Genomic DNA, 22,474 nt, shown 5'->3' with positions numbered 1-22,474 from the left:
CGGCGATCAGCCCTTCACGCACACCACCTGCCGCAGCGTATGCACCACCTCCACCAGGTCTGACTGCGCCGCCATCACCGCGTCGATATCCTTGTACGCCATCGGGATCTCGTCGATCACGGCGGCGTCCTTGCGGCATTCCACGCCTTGCGTGGCCTGCTTCTGGTCGGCCACGGTGAAGCGGCGCTTGGCCTCGCTGCGGCTCATGGTGCGGCCCGCGCCGTGGCTGCACGAGCAGAACGACTCCGGATTGCCCTTGCCGCGCACGATAAACGAGCGCGCCCCCATCGAGCCCGGGATGATGCCCAGCTCGCCGGCGCGCGCGCTGACCGCGCCCTTGCGCGTGACCAGCACGTCAGCCCCGAAGTGATGTTCCTTCTGCACGTAGTTGTGGTGGCAGTTCACCGCTTCCAGTTGGGCCTGGAACGGCTTGCGCAGCACCCGCTGCGCCGCGGCCAGCACCGCCTCCATCATCAGCTCGCGGTTGCGGCGGGCGTAGGCCTGGGCCCACGACACCGCGTAGATGTAGTCCTCGTAGTGCGTCGAGCCTTCCACCAGGTAGGCCAGGTCCCGGTCCGGCAGGTTGGCCAGGTGCTGGCGCATGTCCTGCTGCGCCAGCGTGATGAAGGTGGTGCCGATCGCATTGCCGATGCCGCGCGAGCCGCTGTGCAGCAGGAACCAGACCGACTGCGCCTCGTCCAGGCACACCTCGATGAAGTGGTTGCCGGTGCCGAGCGTGCCCAGGTGGTTGCGATGGTTGGCGCGCGCCAGGTGCGGGTATTTGTCGGTGATGCGGCGAAAGCCCGGCGCCATCTCGGCCCAGGCCGCGTCGACGTGCGCCGGCGCATTGCCCCAGGCACCCTGGTCGCGCCGCCCGCCCTGCGCGCTGCGGCCATGCGGTACGGCGTGTTCGATCGCGCTGCGCAGCTGGCCCAGGTTGTCGGGCAGGTCGGCGGCGGTCAGCGAGGTCTTCACCGCCATCATGCCGCAGCCGATATCCACGCCCACCGCCGCGGGGATGACCGCTCCCACCGTCGGGATCACCGAGCCGATGGTCGATCCCTTGCCCAGATGTACGTCCGGCATCACCGCAAGATGGCGGAAGATAAACGGCATCCGCGCGGTATTCACCAACTGCTCGCGCGCGGCACTCTCCACCGGCACGCCGCGCGTCCACAGCTTGACCGGCTTGCCGGCGCCGGTGTCGAGTACGTCGTATTGCGTCTTGCCCGCCATGTTTGAACTGGCCTCTGTTGTCACGTCTGGAGCTTAGAGAGCCCGGCCCGGCGAGGATTCCCTGGCGGCTACCCTCTCGACCAACCTACTGCGGCGGACGCCGACGGTACGCACGGCGGCGCGTCAATGGGCAATCAGGCTCGCCACGATGTCCCGGCGTTCGTGCAGAATGCGCACGACGTCCAGCACCGCACCGCTCACGCGGTAAAACACCAGGAAGGGAAAGCGATCGAGGGACCAGACGCGCAGCGATTCGTCCGGCAGCAGATGGGCATAGCGGCGCGAGCCAACGCTCGGATGCTCGGCCAGGAAGGCCAGCACGCTTAGCAGTTCGTCGGTAAAGGCCTCGCCAAGACCTGGCGCGGCATCGTCATACCAGTCCTGGGCCGCATCGGCGTCACCGCGCGCGGCGGGCCGTAGCTTCAGGCGCAGCGCCACGGCTTAGCGTTTGCGGTTTTGCAGGCGGGCGCGGAACTCGGCAGCGAACTCGTCAACCCGCGCGTACTCGGTCCCTTCGCCGCTGTTGAGCCCTTCCAGTATGAGCTCATACAGACGACGTTCCGCCTCGTTCTGCGGACCAACAGCATCGGCAGCACGCGGCAGCAGGTACTTCTGCGAGGAGGGAGGAGTCAAGCGAGCCATACCGCATTCTACCAAGGGTATCCTCCGGCTAGTCACCATCTTCCTCATCCAGAGCCTGCTGCAGCACTTTCAGGGGCAAGTGCCGTGGCATCCCCGTCCACTGACCGCGGCCGGCGTCGCCTCGCACGCCCGGCCTTGCGTGTAGCCTTTGGCTGGCCAGGTCCTGACCGGTCGCATTGCCAGCTTCATTCCGGCTTGATATTCGCCTCCTTCATCCGCGCCGCCCAGCTTTGCAACTGCGCGCGCACGAACCGTTGCTGGGCCTCGACCTCGTTCGGCGCAACCTCCATGCCCATGCCCATGAAGCGCTCGCGCACTTCAGGCCTGGCCAGTGCCTTGTTGACCGACGCGTTCAGGCGCTGCACGACTTCCGCCGGAATGCCCGCCGGGCCGGCAAGGCCGACCCAGAACACCAGGTCGTAGGACTTGAAGCCCGCCTCCGCGAACGTGGGGATGTTCTTCCACTCGGGCAGGCGATGATCGGTGCTGACCGCAAGCGCACGGATCTTGCCGCCCTTCATGAGCGGCGTTGCGACCGACAGGTCGCCGACGACATAGTCGATCTGTCCGCCAGCCAGGTCGGTCAGCGCCGGCGGCTGGCTCTTGTAGGAGACGCCGACGGCCTGGATGCCGGCGATCCGGTTGAACGCTTCCGCCGCCACCTGGCCGCCCGGCGAGCCGTAGCCGAAGTTCAGCTTGCCGCCCTTGCCGCGCGCCACCAGTTGCGCCACGGTCTTGATATCGCTGTCATGGCGAACGAGCAGCAACGCGGGCATCGTCGTGAGGCGCGCAATGTGGGTGAAGTCTTGGGTCGCATCGTACGGAAGGTCCTTGATCAGCCCGGGATTGATCGAATTGATCGAACTGCTGGAGATGGTCAGCGTGTAGCCGTCCTTCGGTGACTTGACCGCGTATTCGGTGCCGATGACACCCTGGGCACCGGGGCGGTTCTCGACGACGACCGTGGTGCCCAGGTCTTTGCGCAGCTCTTCTGCCAGGATGCGGGCGCTGGTGTCGGTGGCACTGCCGGCCGAGAACGCCGCGACAATCTTGATGGGCTTGTTGCCAGGGTACGCGTCCGCGGTGAAGGCCACCGGACTGGCCAGCAGCGCAGTCCCAAAGATCACTGCCTGAATGACGTGTTTCACTTTTGTCTCCTGTAATGGTTCTCGTCTTGCTGACGAGTTACTGCTTCCAGAGGGATGCCGCTTCGCCGGCTGCACCGCTCAGGCCGCCCAATGCGGGCGGGCCGCTCCGGATCGACGCCGGCGTACCGCTGAGCTTGATCGGAACGCCGGGACCGATGTAGTCGCCATGCCGGACCACCATCTGCCGGTGCAAGGTGTGGGGGGCCGCGGCAACGTCGGCGATGCTCAGGATCGGCGCCGCCGGGACGTTCCGGGCCAGCAGCGCCTTGCCGAAGGACTCGCCGTCCACCGTGGCAAAGGCCCTGGACAACTCGGCGGTCAGCGCCTCGCGATGGGCCACGCGCTGGCGATTGGTGGCAAAGCGCTCGTCGTCCGGCAGGTGCCCGGCACCCAATGCCTGGCACAGCTTGCCGAACAGGCGGTCATTGGCCACCGCGACGAACAGCGGGCAGGTTGCGGTCTGGAACACGTCGTACGGAACGATATTGGGATGACTGTTTCCGGTCGGCCGCGGGGTCTCGCCCGAGGCCAGGAAGTTCGTCATGAACGGATGCGCGACCGACACGGCGGAGTCGTACAGGCTGACATCGGCAAGCTGGCCGCGCCCGGTCCGGTGGCGCGCATTCAAGGCCAGCAGCACGGCCATCGCGGCATTCATGCCGGTGGTCAGGTCAACCACCGGCACGCCCAGCCGGACCGGATTGCCCCCGGGCTCGCCGTTGATGCTGATCAGGCCCGCCATGGCCTGGACCGCGGCATCGTAGCCGGGCAGCCTGCCAAGCGGGCCATCGTCGCCAAAGCCGGTGATCCGGCAGTGAATCAGCCGCGGGAAGCGCTCGGTAATGCTGGAGGGCCGGTCGATGCCCCAGGTCTCCAGCGTGCTCGGCTTGAAGTTCTCGATCAGGACATCGGCCGTCTCCAGCAGCTGCCAGAAGACCTCCCGGTCTGCCGCAAGGTTCATGTCGATGACCAGGCTGCGCTTGTTCCGGTTGACGGCGCGGAAGTACGCTGAGGCACCCTCGACGAAAGGCGGACCGAAGCCCCTGCACTCATCGCCTTCCGGTGCTTCGATCTTGATCACGTCGGCGCCGTGGTCGCCAAGGATCTGTCCGCAGAACGGGCCCGCCAGCACGCGCGAGGCATCGACCACGCGCAGGCCGGACAGCGCCCCGCGGACCGAGTCATTGCTGCTTGCATCGGCCATCTCAATCCCCTTCGATTGCCCACTCAAAGGCATAGCCGTCCTTGCCCTTGTGCCAGCTGGTTTTCAAGGACAGGCGATGGTTATGCGCGGCAAGGGCGCCTTCGAGCAGTCCACACCACGCGTCGGCGACACAGGGATGTGCATCGGCCACCGGATCCATCAGCGTCCAGCCGCGCTGGTACACCTGCGTACCGAAGCCGCCGATCTCGCAGGCGTCGTCCTGCGCCCTGGCCAGGGCCTGCATAAACCTGGCGAAGCTGGCAGCGGACTTGTCGACTGGCGTGCCGAGCTGCGCCGCGGTCTCGTGATAGAACTGCATGCCAATCATCTTCGCGGTCAGGCGCAGGAGCCGCTCCGCTTCATGCGGGCCCCACAGGTTCACGGCAACGGGCAGAGCGGTGCGAACGTATTCCATTGCATAGTTGCGTTTCGCCTTGTCGAGCCGCGCCTGTGGCCAGGTGTCCGTGGGCAGCGTCGGTGCGGCGGCCGCGTCGAAGTCCGGTGCCTCTTCATGCCGCGCAAAGCGCAGCCGTTCATGCGGTTCGAGGTCGTGGTCGTACTCGTAGTAGTAGCCTTCGAGGCCGGAATCGCCGTCTGCCGCTTGCTTGGTGCAGACAAAGCCCAGCCGGGGCTTGCCGAGCGTCACGCCGTTCTGTGCATGCCAGCCCGCCAGCATGGCGCGCGACACCTCGGAAGGGATGCCGCACAGTGCCGTGCCAGACCAGATCCAGCGCGGGGCGTTGTAGCGAATCCATGCCTTCCTGTCGCTCTCGTACATGTACTGAACCGCGACGCCGCCGATATGGTTGGACAGGTAGTGATACTGCGCGGCCGCTACCGCTGGCGGGAGCCCGTCGATGCCAAGCTTGCGCAGTCCGGCCACGAAGCGCTCCTGGCGCTGGCGGCAGAAAATCTCGTAGACCAGTTCCGCGGCCGCCGGCGTGCCCTTGCGGGTCACGGTCGAAAGGACGATGCCGGTGAAGAAGGCGTGGTAGAGCCCGGCGACTGCCCGCCAGCCTGCCTGCGGCGGGTTGGCTTCCGAGCTGGCTTCAGGCATGCCTGCGTACATTGGATTCGCCTGCGTCATTTGGCGGCCTCGATATCGGCGAGCGCACCCTTCTTTACGGCGCGCGCGAGCACGACGCGCTGGATCTCGGACGTGCCTTCGTAGATCTCGACAATGCGCTGGTCGCGATAGCAGCGCTCGACGACATTCGGCTTCACGTAGCCGCGCCCGCCCAGGATCTGCACGGCGTCGTCCACCACATCGTGCGAGACCTCGCTGGCATAAAGCTTGGCCATCGCGCCGAGCGTGCCGATGTCTCTGCCCTGGTCATAGGCGCGGGCGGCTTCGTAGGTGAACATGCGCGCCGCCGACAGGTTCATGGCGGCATCGGCCAGCTTGAAGCCGACGCCCTGGTGGTCGATCAGCGGATGGCCGAAGGTGTTGCGGGTCACCGCGTAGCGCCTTGCCGAGTCATACGCGCACAGCGCGATGCCGTTGGCCTGCGCGGCCACGACCACGCGGCCGACGGTCAGCGTGGCCAGCGCCAGCTTCAGGCCATCGCCTTCGGCTCCGACCAGGCTGTCTGCCGGCACCCGGACGTCGAGCTTGAGATTGGTCGTGGTCGTGCCGCGGATGCCCATCTTGTCTTCGTAGAAGTCAACGACGAGACCGTCGGTATCGCGCGGCACCACGAATGCCGAAACCGCCTTGCGCGCTGCCGCGCCGCCGGTGCGGGCAAAAACGATGAAATGCTGCGAGTGGCCGCCATTGCCCAGCCAGCACTTCTCGCCGCGGATCCGCCAGCCATCGCCTTCGCGAACCGCCACGGTCTGGATGGCCGACGGGTCGGAGCCCGCTTCGCGTTCGCTGAGCGCAAAGTTCACCGCATCGCCGCGCTGCGCCAGCCCGCCGAGCAGCGCCTGCTTCTGCGCTTCGCTGCCGGCCAGCAGGATCGGAAACGCGCCCAGCGCCAGCGCCGCCAGAATCGCCGACGTTGACGCACACCCTTGCGCCACGGCTTCGACCACGGCGACGACCGCAGTCAGCGACGCCCCTTCGCCGCCGTATGCCTTCGGCACGAACATGCCGGAGATCTTCGCGTCCAGCAGCCTGGGGAGATGCTCGACCGGGTAGCGCTGGTCGCGGTCGATTTCATCGGCCAGCGGCGCAAACGCTTGCGCAGCCAATGCCTGCGCCTTCTGCTGCCACTTCAATTCGGACTCGCCCAGTTGCGGGTGCCACAGCTCGTTCATTTGTCTTCTCCAGGAAATGCGTGCCGCTCGGTGTTCGATGGCTTCATTTCATCTGGAATCTTTGATACGTACCAGCTAGCATGCAGGAATATTTGTTCCGCTTTTGTGATTAAACGAATGCTAGATGTACGTCAGCTGCAGTGTTTCCTGGCGGTCGCCGAGGAACTTCACTTTGCCAAGGCCGCCGATCGCCTGGGCCTCGCCCAGTCGGGCCTGAGTACCCAGGTGCAACGGCTGGAGAAGGACCTTGGCGTCACGCTGCTGAACCGCAACAAGCGCAAGCCGGTCTCGCTGACGGATGCCGGGCGGCTGTTCTACGCGGAAGCGGAAGCGGCATTGCGCCACATCGAGCGTGCCGACCAGGTCGGCCGGCTGGCTGCCAGGGGGCTGGCGGGGGTTATCCGGATTGGCTACGTCGCCTCCGGTGTCAGCACCGGGCTCTTGTCGAGGATGCTGGGCGACTTCCGCAAGCATCACGAACTGGTGCGGGTCGAAGTCTTTCCGATGGAGACGCCACGCCAGCTCGACGCGCTGAGCGAAGGCCGGATCGATGTGGGGATCGTCAGGCCGCGGCGACTCTGCCCGGCGGGCATCGAGACGAAGATCGTGCAGACAGAACGGTTGCTGACTGCGATGGCAAGCCACCACCCGCTGGCCAGGCGCGGACCGGTTGCGGCCCGGGAGCTTGCCGATCAACCGTTCATCGTGCCGCAGTTTGCCGACGAGGAAGGGTTCGGCTTCGCGCTGACTGCCCTGGGGAAGGCGGGCGGGTTCACGCCACGCCTCGAGTATCGCGTCCAGGATTTCATTTCGGCCACCAGCCTTGCTTCCGCCGGGTACGGGATCGCCATCGTGCCGGAGTCCATGCAGAACTTCTCGCAGCCCGGCGTCTTCTTCAAACCGGTCGCGGATTTCCGCCTGGCCGTGCATCTCGCGCTGGCCTATCGCCGGCGCGAGATGTCGCCGGCGGTCAGGGCCTTCGTCAAGCAAGGGGTCGACGCCGGAACGGAGCCGAAAGGCTGAGCGCGGGCATGCGCCGCCCGCGCCGCCCGCGCCGCCTTCCCGGGCTTGCCGCTACGCGGCGGCCAGCTGGTGCGCCGCGCGCCGGGGCGCAGCCTGCGCGCCGGTGCCTGAAGACATGGCCGCCGCTTCGCCGGGCAGCCGGAAGAACGCCACCACCTCGCTCAGCTCGCGGCCCTGCTCTTCCAGCGCGCGCGATGCGTTGGCCGCCTCGCTCACCAGCGACGCGTTCTGCTGCGTCACCTGGTCGATCTGCACGATGGCCTGGTTGACCTGTTCGATGCCGCGGGTCTGCTCGGCCGACGCGGTGGCGATTTCCTCGACGATGCCGGTTACGCGCGCCACCGCCTGGGTGACCTCGGCCATGGTCTGGCCGGCCTCGGTAGCCAGCGACGAACCATCCTGCACCTGCCGCCCCGACGCCTCGATCAGCTCCTTGATCTCCTTGGCCGCGCTCGACGAGCGCTGCGCCAGACCGCGCACCTCGCTGGCGACCACGGCAAAGCCGCGTCCCTGCTCGCCGGCGCGCGCCGCTTCCACCGCCGCGTTCAGCGCGAGGATATTGGTCTGGAAGGCAATGCCCTCGATGATGCCGGTGATCTCCGCGATCTTGCTCGAGCTGGCGCTGATGTCCTGCATGGTGCCGACCACGCGCTGCACCGTGGTGCTGCCGCGATGCGCCACATCGGCGGCGCTGCGCGCGAGCTGGCTGGCCTGGCGCGCGTTCTCGGTGTTCTGGCGCACGGTCTCGGTCAGCTCTTCCATGCTGGCCGCGGTCTGCTCCAGCGACGCCGCCTGCTCCTCGGTGCGGCTGCTCAGGTCGGCATTGCCGCGCGCGATCTCGCTGGTGCTGATGGCGATATTGCCGCTGCCGGCGCGCACGCGGGTGACGGTGGCGGTCAGGCGCTCGTTCATGTCGCGCAATGCCGCCAGCAGGCGGCCGGTCTCGTCATGGCGGTCCACCTCGATGCGCGCGCCCAGGTCGCCGCTGGCAACGGTGCCGGCCACCTCGACGGCACGCTGGATCGGCCGCGTGATGGCACGCGTGATCAGCACGCCGCCGGCCAGCGCAATCACCGCGGACACCAGCGAAATCAGGATCAGCAGGTTGCGCTGGCGTTCGTAGTCCGCCGCGAGCCTGTGCTCCATGTCCTTCTGGCGCTGCCTGGTGAATTCCGCGTAGGCATCGGTCGACTTGATCAGCGCCGCCAGCAACGGACGGCATTGCTTGTCGATGCGCGCGATGGCTTCCTCGACCTTGCGCTCGACCGCCAGTCCGACGATGCCGGTGGCGACCGGCCCATACTGCGTCTCGACCCTGGCCACTTCCTCGACCAGCTTGCGCGCTTCCTCGCTGACGCCGGGCTGGCGCACCATCTCGCTGAGCCGCGTCAGCCGGGCCTGCACGTCTGCATGCGCGCGCAGCGCGTCGGCCTTCTCGCGCTCCAGCTCCGCCGCATCCGTTATCAGCACCAGGTTGCGCGCCGCAATGGCACGCCGGTCGACCGCGCTGCGCACCTGCGATGCCACTTCTGCCCGGGCATTGAGCCCGTTCAGGTAGTCATTGAAACCCGCCGTCGCCTCGCCAAGCGCATGCAGCGAATACGCCGACACGACCAGCACCACGCCTGCCAGCGTGCCGAACCCGGCCAGCAGCCGCGTGCGGATAGACAGACTCCTGATATTCATGATCACTCCCCTTACCGTCCAAGAAGACGTATGCGCTTCCGTTGTTATGGTCCTAACCCTGGCCACTGTGCGCCCGTTCCTGTCGGCGGCGCGGTATCTCGCCCGGCATGGTGCGCATTGCCCTGGCCATGGTCTTGATCCGTGCTCTATGTTGCGGTGGCTAACGGTAGGGTCGCGGCAAACTGATCCCCACCAGAGAGGGGCATGGACGATGGTGTGCGCGGGGAGTCACGACAGCAGCGCAGGCGGTCATCGCGGCCGCCTGCAACTGCCGGTGCGTCAGGTACCGCTGAACCGCGGCTTGCGCTTCTCCTGCCAGGCCAGCGCGCCTTCGCGGATATCCTGCGACTGGTTCGCCGCGGCGATATCCGCCGCCAGCGCCGCCGCATCGAGCGCGCCGCGGCCGATGGCATTCAGGTGCCGCTTCATGCCCTGCACCGCCAGCGGCGCCAGGCCGGCCACCGTGTCGCTGAGTTGCTCCGCGCGTTCGCGCAGCCGTTCCGCGGGCAGCAGTTCGGTCAGGAAGCCGCAGCGGAACATCTCGTCGGCATCGATGCGCTCGGCGGTCAGGAACAGGCGCTTGGCGTGGTTCAGCCCCAGCCGGCTGACATAGCGCTCCATGCCGCGCTGGTAGAAATGCAGGCCCAGCCGCGCCGCGGGCATGAACATGTCGACCGCGTGGGTGCCGAGCCGGAAGTCGCAGGCGAGCGCCAGGTCGGTGCCGCCGCCGTAGACGCCGCCGTGGATCTCGGCAATGGTGACGGCGCGGCAGTCTTCCAGCGCGTTGACCAACGTCTCGAAACCGGCGCCGCGCTGCCCGGCCGCGAGCCGGCCGATATCGAAGCCGCTGCAGAAGTACTTGCCGCTGCCGCGCAGGCGCAGCACGCGCACGTCGCTGGCATTGACTGCCTCGACATGGCGCTGCAGTTCTGCCAGGTCGTCCGGTCCCAGACGGTTGGCCACCTCCGGGCGGCGCAGGGTGATCGTGGCGACATGACCGGCAATGTCGAGCGAGGGCAGGGAACCATCAGTCTGCATGGGCAATTCTCCAGTAGGGATCTTCAGGGTCAGTGGTCATCGGCGCCCGGCACGCCGCGGCGGGCCAGCGCGATGTCAAAGCGTTCCAGCCGCGCCTGCGCAAATGCGGGCCGGGCCTGCGCGCGCAGCCACCACGCGGCCACGGCCGGCGCCGACGACAGCGCGGCGGGCGCCAGTTCGGCGATGCGCGCGATGAAAGGCGTCGCGGCGATATCGGCCAGCGTATAGCGCGCGCCGAAGAGCCAGTCGCCATCGGCCAGCATCGCTTCCATCTTCGGCAGCAGCAACAGCAGCGCGTCGAGCGTGCGGCGCTTCTCCGCGTCGGTATAGGGCTGGCGCGCGATGCGCAGCCATGCTTCGCGGCGCTCGGCGGTGGGGATGCGCGCCAGCCGCTCGGCCAGCGTGGCATCGCTCCATTGCGCGGCAACCGGCTGCAGCGCCAGGCTCCAGTTCAGCACCAGCAGGTTGGGCAGCGCTTTCTCGTCGGTCCAGCGCACGAAGTTGCGCATCACCGCGCGCTGGTAGGGATCGTCGGGCCGCAATGGCGGCGACGGGCGGACCTCGTCCAGGTATTCGCAGATGGTGCCGCTCTCATATAGGAAGCGGCCGTCGTCCAGCACCAGCGCCGGCACCACGCCGTTGGGATTCATCGCCAGGAACGCGGGCGTATGCTGTTCCTGCGCCGCCAGGTCGACCGGCACGCTGTCATAGGCGATGCCCTTCTCGGCCAGGCACAGGCGCACCCGCCGCGACGCGCTCGACAACCAGCCATGGAACAGTTTCATGTTGCGCTCCGCGGTTCAGGGAATCAGCACGGCCGAACCCGTGGTAGCGCGGCTTTCCAGGTCGCGGTGCGCATCGCGCACGGCGGCCAGCGGGTAGCGGTGCGTGACTTCCAGCCGCAACTGCCCGGCCGCGACGGCGTCGAACAACGTCGCCGCGGCAGCGGCCAGCGCCTGCGGGCTGGCAATATAAGTACGCAACGTCGGCCGCGACACGATCAGCGAGCGCGCGTGCAGCAGCTGCAGGTCGAAGGCCTCGACGTCGCCCGACGCGGTGCCGTAGTTGATGGCCATGCCGCACGGCCGCAGGCATTGCAGCGACGGCACGAACACGTCCTTGCCGACGGCGTCGTAGACCACGGCCACGCCCGCGCCGCCGGTCGGCGCCAGCACGGCGTCGACGAAGCCGGTCTCGCGGTAGTTGATGACATGGTGGCAACCATGTGCCAGCGCCACCGCCCGCTTGGCCTCGCTGCCCACGGTGCCGATCACGGTCGCGCCCAGCGCGCGCGCCCATTGCGACAGCAGCACGCCCATGCCGCCCGCCGCCGCATGCACCAGCACCACGTCGCCCAGCTGCACGGCGTAGAGCCGGCGCAGCAGGTACTCGGCGGTCAGGCCGCGCAGCAGCGTGGCGCCGGCCACCTCCGCGGAGATCGCATCCGGCAAGGGCACCAGCCGCCCCGCCGGCACGTTGCGGATCACCTGGTAGGCGCCCGGATGCATGCACGCCACCCGCTGGCCCACCTCGAAGCCGTCCACGCCCGGGCCGATCGCCACGACCTCGCCAGCGCCGACCGAACCCAGCGTGACCGGGAACGGCGCTGCGGCGTGCGGGCCATGCGCGCCCTTGCGCTGGTAGATATCGGCGAAGTTCAGGCCGATGGCTGACTGGCGCAGCTGGATCTCGCCCGGGGCCGGCGGCGGAACCTCTACCCGGCATGGCTCCAGCACGTCCGGGTCTCCGGTCCTGTTAATACAGATAGCGTCTGTCAGCATACGAATCCTGAAGGATTGACTGAATGGGGGCTCATTTCCGGGAAGGCTGCTGTGTCAGCCGATGCGACGCCTGCGAAGCGATGTAATGAGCATATTTACGGCAGCCGTGCGCGCTGCTCGGCGGCAGGAATCACTCACAGCCTACGTGACCCCGCGGGGCTTCGCATCATGGAAAGTCCGTATACGTATTTTTATACTGAATATTTGTATACTCAAGCCGATTCCCTTGTCGAGGATTTGCCATGACGTCTTTTCCATCGGGCACTGACGGCGGCTCCAGCGCCGCGTGCGCCGACCTGCCGCTGTCGGGCCTGACCGTGCTGGACCTGTCCATCGCCCGCGCCGGGCCCGCCGCCGTGCGCCTGCTGTCGGACTGGGGCGCCGACGTGATCCGCGTGGAGCCGCCCCCGCCGCAGGACCGCGGCTCGGTAACCGGCCGGCGGCGTGGCTCGGACGAGCAGAACCTGCATCGCAACAAGCGCAGCCTGTGCCTGGACCTGAAGACGCCGCAGGGCGCCGAGGTGCTGGCGCGGCTGGTGCGGCGCGCCGACGTGGTGGTGGAGAACTTCCGCTCGGTGGTCAAGGAGCGCCTGGGGCTGACCTACGACCACCTGAGCGCGATCAACCCGCGCGTGATCCTCGCCAGCATCTCCGGCTTCGGCCAGGACGGGCCCTACTGCGAGCGCCCGGGCCTCGACCAGATCGTGCAGGGCATGTCGGGGCTGAGTTCCGTCACCGGCGAACCAGGCCAGGGACCGCTGCGCGTCGGCATCGCCATTTCCGACACCACCGCTGGCATGTTCCTGGGCCAGGGCATCCTGCTGGCGCTGCTGCACCGCGCGCGCACCGGCCGCGGGCAATGGGTGCATACCTCGCTGATCGAGGGCATGCTCAACAAGCTGGATTTCCAGGCGACCCGCTACACGGTGGACGGCGAAGTGCCGACCCAGCAAGGCAACGCGCACCCGACGCTGGTGCCGATGGGCACCTACCGCTGCCGCGACGGCGTGGTCAATATCGCCGCCAGCACCGACCGCATGTGGGCCAACTTCTGCCGCACCGTCGAGGCCGGCTGGCTGCTGGACGACCCCGCCTTCCAGACCGCGACGGGCCGCGCCGCCGAGCGCCAGCGGCTGGACGCCGCGATCAACCAGTGCACCGCCACGTTCACCGCCGCCGAGCTGACCGCGCGCCTGAATGCGGCCGGCGTGCCGTGCGGGCCGGTGTTCGATATCGGCCAGGCCTTCGAGGACGCGCAAGTGCGCCACCTGCGCATGACCCGGCCCGCCGAGCATCCCGTGCTGGGGCCGCTCGCGCTGCTGCGCTCGCCGATCAACCTGTCGGCGGCGCCGCACCCGGAACGCTTTGCCCGCGCCGCGCCCGATCCCGGCGAACACACCGACGAGATCCTGCGCGGGCTGGGCTACGACGACGCCGGCATCGCCGCCTTGCGCGAAGCCAGCGTGGCGTCCTGAAGCCCGCCATACCCAACCAAGGCTGCGAATACAACAAGGAGACAACCATGAACCATGCTCTCGGGCGCGTCGCCATCGGCGCGGCCCTCGCCACCCTGGCGGCCTTGCCCGGCATCGCCGGCGCGCAGGAATACCCGTCCCGGCCGATCCGGCTGCTGGTGGGCTACACCCCGGCCGGCGCCGCCGACTTCGTCGCCCGCGTGTTCGGCGAAGCGCTGTCCAGGGAACTGGGCCAGACCGTGGTGGTGGACAACAAGCCCGGCGCCGGCAGCACGCTCGCCTCCGCGGCGCTGGCGCAGGCCGCGCCGGACGGCTATACGCTGGGACTGGCCACGGCCACGCTGTACGGCATCGACCAGCAGCTGTACAAGGCCCGCTACAAGGCGACCGACTTCACCCCGGTGACGCGGCTGACGGTGTCGCCGCTGATCCTGGCCGTCAACAAGAACCTGAACGTCGGCGACCTCAAGACGCTGGTGGCCAAGGCGCGCGCGCAGCCGGGCAAGTTCAACTACTCGTCGTCCGGCATCGGCGGCTCGCCGCATATCGCCGCGCTGCAGTTCGAAAAGGCGACGGGGGCCAGGATGACCCATGTGCCCTACAAGGGCGGCGCGCCGGCGCTGCAGGCAGTGGCCGCGGGCGAGGTGGAATTGTCGTTCGGCACCGCGGCGTCGGTGCTGCCGCTGGGCACGCAGGGCGTGGTGAAGATGATCGGCGTGACCACGCCCAAGCCGTCGGCGGTGGCGCCGGGCCTGCCCGCGCTGGCGGAGATGGGCCTGCCCGGCTTCAACTTTACTTTCTGGTTCGGACTGTTCGGTCCGGCCGGACTGCCCGACGGCATCCGCGACAAGCTCTTCGCCGCCGCAACCAAGGTGATGGCCGACCCGCAACTGCGCGCCAAGATGGCCGGCAACGGCAGCGAGGTGTCGACTTCGGAGTCGCCGGCGGAGTTCGGCAAATGGGCGGCAGCCGATGGCAAGTCGGCGGTGACGCGTATCGAGCAGGCCGGCGTCAAGCTGGACTGAGCCCCGCGCGCGCGGAGCGCTGGGACTAGCGGCGGCCGCGCCGGCCGCCGGCTTCGTCGTCGGGCATGGCGGCGATCATGTCGGCATAGACGTCGCCGCCGGTGGCGATATGCCGCACCATGGCCACCGCGGCCTCGTCCTCGTTGCCGCGCACGATCGCGCCCATCACCGCCTCATGCTCGGCCAGCGAGGCCAGGATACGCGCCGGCTTCTCGAAGCGCAGGTCGCGCATGCCGCGCATGCGCGCACGCATGGTGCGGATCTGCCGCGACAGGATGTCGTTGCAGCAGGCTGCGTAGATGACGTCGTGGAAGGCATCGTTGGCTTCGCGGTAGCGATCGGCATCGCCCGCCTGTGCCGCCGCGCTGCACGCTTTGAACGCCTGCTGCAGCGCCGTGCGCTGCGCCGCGGAGATGCGCCGCGCCGCCAGCCGGGCCGCCAGCGATTCCAGTTGCACCAGGATCTCGTTCATCGCCACGTACTCGCGCAGCGTGATCGACGACACGATCGCGCCCTGGCGCGGCACCAGGTCGACCAGGCCGGCCGACTCCAGCTGGATCAGCGCCTCGCGCACCGGCGTGCGCGACACGCCGAAGCGCGCCAGCAACTGCTGCTCTTCCAGCTGCGTGCCGCTGGGTAGTTTTCCGGAAAGAATCTCCTGCTCGATCGCGGCGCGGATGGTTTCGGACAGGCTCTTCTTTTCTTCGGACATGAACGGCAGCTACGCAGGAACAGGGATAGCGGATTCTAACCTGCCCTGCGTATTCACAGGCTGCCGTTGTGTGCACAAGGCCGGGCCTCCAGAGCGCCCGGCCTTTCGTCCCGCCCTACGCCAGGATCCGCACCTGCGGCTCGCGTCCCCACTGCCGCGTCTTCGCCGCCGCGACAAAGCGCGCCGGGTCGCTGGCGGGAACGATGCCGGCGTCCGGCTGCAGCTTGGCGTGGGCCAGCAGCACTTCCCCGCCCGCATCGGCGGCGATCGCCTTCAGGTGCGCATAGGCAAAGCAGACGAAATCCAGCGCCGCGCTTTCCTTGACCAGCATGGCGGCGCCGTCGGCCGACAGCACCACGGCCACCGCGTCGAACATCACCGAGGGCGTGCCGGCGAGCTGCCCGTCGGCGGGCAGCTTGGTGCCGTCGGCCAGCACCGCGCCGCCCACCTTGGGCGCGACGATCTTCACCGTGGCGCCCGCGGCGGTGGCCGCCTGCCGGATCGCCTCGACCGTGGCGCCATCCGAGCCGTCGGCGACCAGGATGCCGATTTCGCGTCCCTGCAGCGTGTCCTTCATCTTGCCGATGATCTGCAGCGCCGGCGACGGCGGCAGGTCCTGCACCGGCGCGGCGGTGGGCAGCGGCTCGGGCAGCTGGTCCAGCGCCAGGCCGTCGGCGACGCGCCGGCCCAGGTCCGGGTCGATATTGAGCAGGTGGGCCACCATGCGCTCGCGCACATGCACGTGTTCGACCTTCGACAGCTCGAACACCAGCGCCGAGGCGATATGCGCCTGCTCGGCGCGGGTCTGGCTGCGGTAGAACAGGCGCGCCTGGCTGTAGTGGTCGGCGAAGGTCTCGGGGCGGATGCGGCCCTTGTCGCCCTGCTCGGGCACCTGCGCGTGGCGGAAGCCGAGGTCCGGGGCCTCGCGCGGCGAATCGTCGGACAGCGAGTTGGGCTCGTAGGCGACGCGCCCCCTGGGCTGCTGCATCTGCATATGGCCGTCGCGCTGGTGGTTGGCGAACGGGCACTTGGGCGCGTTCACAGGGATCTGGTTGAAGTTCGGCCCGCCCAGGCGCAGCAGTTGCGTGTCGAGGTACGAGAACAGCCGGCCCAGCAGCAACGGATCATTCGAGAAATCGATGCCGCGCACGATGTTGGCGGGGCAGAACGCCACCTGCTCGGTCTCGGCAAAGAAGTTGTCGGGCCAGCGGTCCAGCACCATGCGGCCGATGATCTTCAGCGGCACGGTCTCTTCCGGGATGATCTTGGTCGCATCGAGATGGTCGAACGGGAACTTGGCGGCATCGGCTTCGGTGAACAGCTGCACGCCCAGTTCCCATTCGGGGAAGTTGCCGGACTGGATCGCATTGAACATGTCGCGGCGATGGAAGTCCGGATCGGCGCCGGCGATCTTGACGGCCTCGTCCCACACCGTGGACTGCAGCCCCAGCTTCGGGCGCCAGTGGAACTTGACGAAGGTGGATTGGCCCTGGTCGTCGAGCAACCGGAAGCTGTGCACGCCGAAGCCTTCGATCATGCGCAGCGAGCGCGGGATGGTGCGGTCCGACATGATCCACATCACCATGTGCATCGACTCCGGCGTCAGCGAGATGAAGTCCCAGAAGGTGTCGTGCGCGGTCGCCGATTGCGGGAAGCCGCGGTCGGGCTCCATCTTGACCGCGTGGACCACGTCGGGGAATTTCATCGCGTCCTGGATGAAGAACACCGGGATGTTGTTGCCGACCAGGTCCCAGTTGCCTTCCTTCGTATAGAACTTGACCGCGAAGCCGCGCACGTCGCGCGGCGTGTCGACCGAACCGGCGCCGCCGGCCACGGTGGAAAAGCGCGCAAACACCGGCGTCTTGACGCCGACCTCGGTCAGGATGCGGGCAGTGGTGTATTGCGCCAGCGAATCGGTCAGTTCGAAGTAGCCGTGCGCCGCGGTGCCGCGTGCATGGACGATCCGCTCGGGGATGCGTTCATGGTCGAAGTGTGTAATTTTTTCACGCAGGATGAAATCTTCGAGCAAGGTCGGTCCGCGCGGATTGGCCTTCAGCGAGTTCTGGTTGTCCGCGATGGGCGCGCCCTGGTTGGTGGTCAACGGCGCATGGTCGCCGCCGGCAACCTGGTGCAATTCACCGCCGGTGCCGCGCTGGGCATCGCCATAGCCGGCCGGCGCGCCGGCCGCGGGGGTGACGGAGGTTGCGTTGGCTGTCGGCCTGGCCTTGTCGTCGGACGTTTGGGGCATATCGGTCTCCTGGGTCGGATTGACGGTTGAAGGGATTGCAATCCGGGACTGCTTGCAATTGCCAGGCCCGATTTCGGACACCTCGGACACTTTTGGTTACAAAGCCGAAGTGCCGGAAGTGCGCCCTGTCAAACATCTGACATTTGATCCGTCAACAATCGCCCGCTGCCGCGACACGCCTGCAGCCGCTGCCGGCGCATGGGCGCGGCCCCGTGATCCCCTTCAACACAAAAAAGGCCCTGCACCAATGAGACCCACCCTGATGTCGCATTCCGCCCGGCCATGGCTGGCGGCCGGCACGATCACCCTGGCATTACTGCTTGCCGCCTGCGGCGGCAACGATTCCCCGGGCGCGGAGGGCGGCACGCTGCAGCCCGGCGCCGCCCATGACAAGGCGCCGGACGCGTCCGGCAAGCCCGGCCACTGCGCCACGCGTTGCGCCCCGTGATGCGGGCCGCCTTCCGACCCAGCGACAGACCGACCCCAGCCACGCCATGACCTTCAATCCGTCCAAGCGACAATTCCTCAAGACCAGCCTCGGCACCGGCGCCGCCGCCGCGATGCTGGCCAGCTTTCCGCCCAGCATCCGCCGCGCGCTTGCGATCGAGGCCAACAACGCCACCGGCACCATCCAGGACGTCAAGCACGTCGTCATGGTGATGCTGGAGAACCGCTCGTTCGACAATTACTTCGGCACCTTCAAGGGCGTGCGCGGCTATGGCGACCGCTTCGCGATCCCGCTGCCGAACGGCAGGAACGCCTTCTACCAGACCGATGCCAGCGGCAATACGCTGACGCCCTACCACCTCGACGAAACCCAGGGCAACGCGCAGCGCGCCGGCGGCACGCCGCACACCTGGCCCGACGCGCAGGCCGCGTGGGACCACGGCCGCATGGACCGCTGGCCGGTGGCCAAGAAGCCGCTGTCGATGGGCTACTACGACAACGCCGAGATCCCGTTCCAGCGCGCGCTGGCCGACGCCTTCACGCTGTGCGACGCGTATCACTGCGCGATGCACACCGGCACCATCCCCAACCGCCTGTTCTACTGGACCGGCAGCAACGGCCCCACCGGCGACAACGTCGCGGTGATGATCAATGAATTCAACGCCGGCGCCGACGTGGGCCCGTCCACCGAAGGCTGGACCTGGAAGACCTACGCCGACCGCCTGCAGGGCGCCGGGGTCAGCTGGAAGGTCTACCAGAACGTGCCGGACAACTACGGCTGCAACCAGATGATGAGCTTCCGGCACTGGCGCGCCGAGATGGAAAAGATGCCGGACGGGCGCAAGCTGTCCAACACCGCGGGCGCGGGCGTCAACCCGCCCTACAACCCGGATATCGACGACCAGTACAGCGCGCTGGCCAAGGGCTTCTGCAACACCATGCCCGACGGCGGCTTCCTGCAGTCGCTGCGCGACGACGTGCTCAACGGCAGGCTGGCCGAGGTGTCGTGGATCATCCCGCCGGCCGAGTTCAGCGAGCACCCCGGCCCGTCCAGCCCGGCCAAGGGCGGCTGGTACGTGCAGGCCATCCTGGATGCGCTGACGGCATCGCCCGAGGTCTGGAGCAAGACCGTGCTGCTGATCAACTTCGACGAGAACGACGGCTTCTTCGACCACAGCCCGCCGCCGACCGCGCCGTCGCGCAACCCGGACGGCACGCTGGCCGGCAAGTCGACGCTGAGCGATGCGCAGATGGCCTACGAGTACTTCAACTTCCCGCCCGCCACCGCCAAGCAGCCGCCGCAGGACGGCAAGCCGTTCGGGCCGGGGCCGCGCGTGCCGCTGTGGGTGGTGTCGCCGTGGAGCCGCGGCGGCTGGGTCAACTCCGAGGTGTTCGACCACACCTCGGTGCTGCGCTTCCTGGAAGCGCGCTTCGGCGTGATGGAGCCGCAGATCAGCGCCTACCGCCGCGCCGTCTGCGGCGACCTGACCAGCGCCTTCAACTTCGCCACCCCCAACACCGAGACCCTGCCCGTGCTGGCCGGGCGCACCACGCGCGCCGACGCCACCAGCCTGACCGCATGGCAGCAGGCGCAGCCCGCCATCCCGGTGCCGGCCACGCCGGCGCTGCCGGCGCAGGCCACCGGCTCGCGCCCGTCGCGCAAGCTGCCGTATGAACTGCATACCAGCGCGCGCGTCGATGCCGCGTCGCGCACGGTGCGGCTCTTGTTCGCCAACGGCAGCGCGCACCAGGCGGGCGCGGTGTTTCATGTCTACGACAAGCTGCACCTGGACCGCATTCCGCGCCGCTACGTGGTCGAGGCCGGCAAGGCGCTGGACGATGCGTGGGACATCAATGCCGACGGCGGCAAGTACGACCTGTGGGTGCTGGGGCCGAACGGCTATCACCGCGCCTTCACCGGCGATATCCACGAAGCCGCCACCGCGTCCGCCGAAATCCAGGTCTGCTACAACCCCTGCAAGAAACCGACGATCCAGGTCAAGCTGCACAACGACGGCGATGCCGACGTGAGCTTCACCGTCAGGGCGCTGGCCTATCGCGACGACGGCCCGTGGACGCAGCGGGTCAAGCGCGGCAAGGTGGAAACGCTGGAATGGCCGGTGGCCGAAAGCGGCAACTGGTACGACTTCGTCGTCACCTGCGAGGCCAGCCCGGCGTTCGCGCGGCGCTTTGCCGGCCGCATGGAGACCGGCGAGGATACGGTCAGCGATCCGGCGATGGGCGTGATCTGACGCCTCGCCAGCAAGAACGCGGCGCGCAGCCGCGCTCCCTGCGCAAGGCCAGGGCTGTTTCGTCCATCACGGACGAAACAGCCCGTCGTTCTCGTTGCTGCGAGACTGCCTTGCCCCCGCTCCCCCTCGTTATTCCTCCTGGAACGCCTCTTCGCGCTTGGCCTTGATCGACGGCAGCGCCACCACGGCGACCAGCGCCGCCGCGGCGATCAGCAGGCCCAGCGACAACGGACGCGTGGTAAAGACCGAGAAATCCCCCCGCGACAGCAGCAGCGTGCGGCGGAAGTTCTCCTCCATCATCGGCCCCAGCACGAAGCCCAGCAGCAGCGGCGCCGGCTCGCAGCGCAGCTTGTGGAAGACATAGCCGATCAGGCCGCAGCTGGCCGCGGCAAAGACGTCGAACACGGTGTTGTTGACCGAGTAGACGCCGATGCTGCAGAACACCAGGATGGCCGGGTACAGGAAGCGGTAAGGCACCGTCAGCAGCTTCACCCACACCCCGATCAGCGGCAGGTTCAGCACCACCAGCATCAGGTTGCCGATCCACATCGACGCGATCAGGCCCCAGAACAGCGCCGGGTTGCTGGTCATCACCTGCGGGCCGGGCTGGATGTTGTGGATGGTCATCGCCCCCACCATCAGCGCCATCACCGCATTGGGCGGAATGCCCAGCGTCAGCAGCGGGATGAACGAGGTCTGCGCCGCGGCGTTGTTGGCCGATTCCGGACCGGCCACGCCTTCGATCGCGCCCTTGCCGAATTCTTCCGGATACTTCGACGCCTTCTTCTCCAGCGAGTACGCCGCGAACGACGCCAGCGAGGCGCCGCCGCCCGGCAGGATGCCCAGCGACGAACCCAGCGCGGTGCCGCGCAGCACGGCCGGGATCATGCGCCTGAAGTCTTCGCGGGTCGGGAACAGGTTGGTGACGCGGTCGGTAAAGGTTTCGCGGTGTTCCTTCTGCTCCAGGTTGGCGATGATCTCGGCAAAGCCGAACAGCCCCATCGCCAGCGCGGTAATGCTGATGCCGTCGGTCAGCTCCGGCACGTCGAACGAGAAGCGCGCGGCGCCCGAGTTCACGTCGGTACCCACCAGCCCGAGCAGCAGCCCCAGCACGATCATCGCCACGGCCTTGACCAGCGAGCCCGACGCCAGCACCACGGCGCCGATCAGGCCCAGCACCATCAGCGAGAAGTATTCGGCCGGGCCGAACTTGAACGCCAGTTCCGACAGCGGCGTGGCGAACGCGGCCAGGATCAGCGTGGCGACGCTGCCGGCGAAGAACGAGCCCAGGCCGGCGGTGGCCAGCGCCACCCCTGCCCGTCCTCGTCTTGCCATCTGGTAGCCGTCCAGCGTGGTCACCACCGCCGACGATTCACCGGGCAGGTTCACCAGGATGGCCGTGGTCGAGCCGCCATACTGCGCACCGTAATAGATGCCGGCGAGCATGATCAGCGCGGCCACCGGCGGCAGCGTATAGGTGATCGGCAGCAGCATGGCGATGGTGGCCAGCGGCCCCAGGCCCGGCAGCACCCCGATCAGCGTGCCCAGCACGCAGCCCAGGAAGGCGTAGGCCAGGTTCTGCAATGTAAGCGCGGTGGAAAACCCCAGCGCAAGATGACTCAGCAACTCCATCCGATATCCCCTAGTTGACGAAAGCGGCAGGCCACACCGGCATCTGCAGGTTGATGCCGTAGACGAACGCCACCGTGCTGATCAGCACCAGGACCGCGGCGTTCAGGATCGCGCCCTTCCACGTGAATTCATGGCTGGCCATCGACGACACCAGCACCAGCGCCAGCACCGACAGCACCATGCCGAGCGGCTTGAGCACCAGCCCGAACAGCACCACCGAGCCCAGGATCCACAGCAGCGTCTTGACGTCCCAGCGCGCCATCCGGTCCGCTTCGCTCTTGTGCGACAACGATCCGGCGGCGACCACGGCGCCCAGCAGCGCCAGCACGATGCCAAGCCAGAACGGGAAATAACCCGGTCCCATCCTGGCGGCGGTTCCCATGGAATAGCCGCGGGCAACGAAGGAAAAGCTAAGGCCAAGGATGATGAACATCAGGCCGGAAAGAAAATCGGTTTGCTTGCGTATGCGCATGCAGTCTCCTTGAAGCGGGGGGCGACGGGACGCCGCCAACGGGCGGCGTCCGCTTCGGGAGTTCCGAACAATACATCATGTCGTGATATATTTTTCGGCCGACAAGGGTTATTCCCTACAAATCGGGCGCAGGTTCGCCATGCGCCGGGCTTGCGGCCGGCGCCGGCGTTGGCGTGAGAAGGGTGGGGGTGGGA

The 22,474-nt window shown here is 67.8% G+C and carries 20 protein-coding genes; 5 read left to right on the top strand and 15 right to left on the bottom strand.

What is annotated here, in order from left to right; genetic code table 11:
• Nucleotides 1-6: 6 nt before the first annotated feature.
• From CBM2594_RS16935 to CBM2594_RS16905, 7 genes are all read right to left on the bottom strand, one after another.
• The gene (locus tag CBM2594_RS16935; RefSeq protein WP_116357995.1) at nt 7-1,236 is read right to left on the bottom strand and encodes an RtcB family protein; all 1,230 of its coding nucleotides are present in this window, start codon (nt 1,234-1,236) and stop codon (nt 7-9) included.
• Between the two features lie 123 nt (nt 1,237-1,359).
• Entirely contained in the window at nt 1,360-1,674 is a 315-nt protein-coding gene (locus tag CBM2594_RS16930; RefSeq protein WP_116357994.1) for a type II toxin-antitoxin system RelE/ParE family toxin, read from the bottom strand.
• Nucleotides 1,675-1,677: 3 nt separating this feature from the next.
• On the bottom strand, nt 1,678-1,878 hold the full coding sequence (locus CBM2594_RS16925; RefSeq protein WP_116357993.1) for a hypothetical protein: 201 nt from the start codon (nt 1,876-1,878) through the stop codon (nt 1,678-1,680).
• A gap of 185 nt (nt 1,879-2,063) precedes the next feature.
• A complete protein-coding gene (locus CBM2594_RS16920; RefSeq protein WP_116357992.1) occupies nt 2,064-3,026 on the bottom strand; it encodes a Bug family tripartite tricarboxylate transporter substrate binding protein in 963 nt (320 codons plus the stop codon).
• Nucleotides 3,027-3,063: 37 nt separating this feature from the next.
• A complete protein-coding gene (locus CBM2594_RS16915) occupies nt 3,064-4,230 on the bottom strand; it encodes a CoA transferase (RefSeq protein WP_116357991.1) in 1,167 nt (388 codons plus the stop codon).
• A gap of 1 nt (nt 4,231) precedes the next feature.
• A complete protein-coding gene (locus CBM2594_RS16910) occupies nt 4,232-5,287 on the bottom strand; it encodes a hypothetical protein (protein WP_116359654.1) in 1,056 nt (351 codons plus the stop codon).
• Nucleotides 5,288-5,313: 26 nt separating this feature from the next.
• Nucleotides 5,314-6,489 (bottom strand): acyl-CoA dehydrogenase family protein, encoded by a 1,176-nt coding sequence (locus CBM2594_RS16905; RefSeq protein WP_116357990.1) that lies wholly within the window; start codon nt 6,487-6,489, stop codon nt 5,314-5,316.
• A gap of 117 nt (nt 6,490-6,606) precedes the next feature.
• On the opposite strand from CBM2594_RS16905, the gene CBM2594_RS16900 reads away from it, so the two are divergent.
• Complete coding sequence (locus tag CBM2594_RS16900; protein ID WP_116357989.1) at nt 6,607-7,512, top strand: LysR family transcriptional regulator; 906 nt, start codon at nt 6,607-6,609, stop codon at nt 7,510-7,512.
• A 51-nt stretch (nt 7,513-7,563) separates the two neighbouring features.
• Here the strand turns inward: CBM2594_RS16900 and CBM2594_RS16895 are convergent, their stop codons facing one another.
• From CBM2594_RS16895 to CBM2594_RS16880, 4 genes are all read right to left on the bottom strand, one after another.
• Nucleotides 7,564-9,198: a methyl-accepting chemotaxis protein gene (locus CBM2594_RS16895; protein ID WP_116359653.1), complete on the bottom strand. Its 1,635-nt coding sequence runs from the start codon at nt 9,196-9,198 to the stop codon at nt 7,564-7,566.
• A gap of 279 nt (nt 9,199-9,477) precedes the next feature.
• Nucleotides 9,478-10,236 carry an enoyl-CoA hydratase/isomerase family protein gene (locus tag CBM2594_RS16890; protein WP_116357988.1) on the bottom strand — a complete coding sequence of 253 codons (759 nt, stop codon included), beginning with the start codon at nt 10,234-10,236 and terminating at the stop codon, nt 9,478-9,480.
• 29 nt (nt 10,237-10,265) lie between these two features.
• A complete protein-coding gene (locus CBM2594_RS16885) occupies nt 10,266-11,021 on the bottom strand; it encodes a glutathione S-transferase family protein (protein ID WP_116357987.1) in 756 nt (251 codons plus the stop codon).
• A 15-nt stretch (nt 11,022-11,036) separates the two neighbouring features.
• Nucleotides 11,037-12,017, bottom strand: coding sequence for a quinone oxidoreductase family protein (locus CBM2594_RS16880; RefSeq protein WP_116357986.1), 981 nt, complete (start codon nt 12,015-12,017; stop codon nt 11,037-11,039).
• 242 nt (nt 12,018-12,259) lie between these two features.
• Between CBM2594_RS16880 and CBM2594_RS16875 the strand changes: the two genes are divergently transcribed.
• Together CBM2594_RS16875 and CBM2594_RS16870 are read left to right on the top strand one after the other, a co-directional pair.
• Nucleotides 12,260-13,492, top strand: coding sequence for a CaiB/BaiF CoA transferase family protein (locus CBM2594_RS16875; RefSeq protein WP_116357985.1), 1,233 nt, complete (start codon nt 12,260-12,262; stop codon nt 13,490-13,492).
• 47 nt (nt 13,493-13,539) lie between these two features.
• Nucleotides 13,540-14,517 (top strand): Bug family tripartite tricarboxylate transporter substrate binding protein, encoded by a 978-nt coding sequence (locus CBM2594_RS16870; protein WP_116357984.1) that lies wholly within the window; start codon nt 13,540-13,542, stop codon nt 14,515-14,517.
• 25 nt (nt 14,518-14,542) lie between these two features.
• Here CBM2594_RS16870 and CBM2594_RS16865 read toward each other — a convergent pair whose 3' ends face one another.
• Nucleotides 14,543-15,229 carry a GntR family transcriptional regulator gene (locus CBM2594_RS16865; RefSeq protein ID WP_116357983.1) on the bottom strand — a complete coding sequence of 229 codons (687 nt, stop codon included), beginning with the start codon at nt 15,227-15,229 and terminating at the stop codon, nt 14,543-14,545.
• Between the two features lie 115 nt (nt 15,230-15,344).
• The gene (locus CBM2594_RS16860; protein ID WP_116357982.1) at nt 15,345-17,477 is read right to left on the bottom strand and encodes a catalase; all 2,133 of its coding nucleotides are present in this window, start codon (nt 17,475-17,477) and stop codon (nt 15,345-15,347) included.
• A gap of 262 nt (nt 17,478-17,739) precedes the next feature.
• Between CBM2594_RS16860 and CBM2594_RS16855 the strand changes: the two genes are divergently transcribed.
• Both CBM2594_RS16855 and CBM2594_RS16850 read left to right on the top strand, forming a co-directional pair.
• Nucleotides 17,740-17,925, top strand: coding sequence for a hypothetical protein (locus tag CBM2594_RS16855; RefSeq protein WP_232346649.1), 186 nt, complete (start codon nt 17,740-17,742; stop codon nt 17,923-17,925).
• Between the two features lie 46 nt (nt 17,926-17,971).
• Nucleotides 17,972-20,176 (top strand): phosphocholine-specific phospholipase C, encoded by a 2,205-nt coding sequence (locus CBM2594_RS16850; protein ID WP_116357981.1) that lies wholly within the window; start codon nt 17,972-17,974, stop codon nt 20,174-20,176.
• Nucleotides 20,177-20,305: 129 nt separating this feature from the next.
• Here the strand turns inward: CBM2594_RS16850 and CBM2594_RS16845 are convergent, their stop codons facing one another.
• Nucleotides 20,306-21,808, bottom strand: a complete 1,503-nt coding sequence (locus CBM2594_RS16845) for a tripartite tricarboxylate transporter permease (protein WP_116357980.1) — start codon at nt 21,806-21,808, stop codon at nt 20,306-20,308.
• Between the two features lie 10 nt (nt 21,809-21,818).
• Entirely contained in the window at nt 21,819-22,280 is a 462-nt protein-coding gene (locus CBM2594_RS16840; RefSeq protein WP_116357979.1) for a tripartite tricarboxylate transporter TctB family protein, read from the bottom strand.
• Nucleotides 22,281-22,474 lie beyond the last annotated feature (194 nt).

This window comes from Cupriavidus taiwanensis, assembly GCF_900249755.1.
Taxonomy (GTDB): Bacteria; Pseudomonadota; Gammaproteobacteria; order Burkholderiales; family Burkholderiaceae; genus Cupriavidus; species Cupriavidus taiwanensis_D.
Note: the sequence above shows the minus strand (reverse complement) of the source record. Positions and strands in the feature narration are given on the sequence as shown.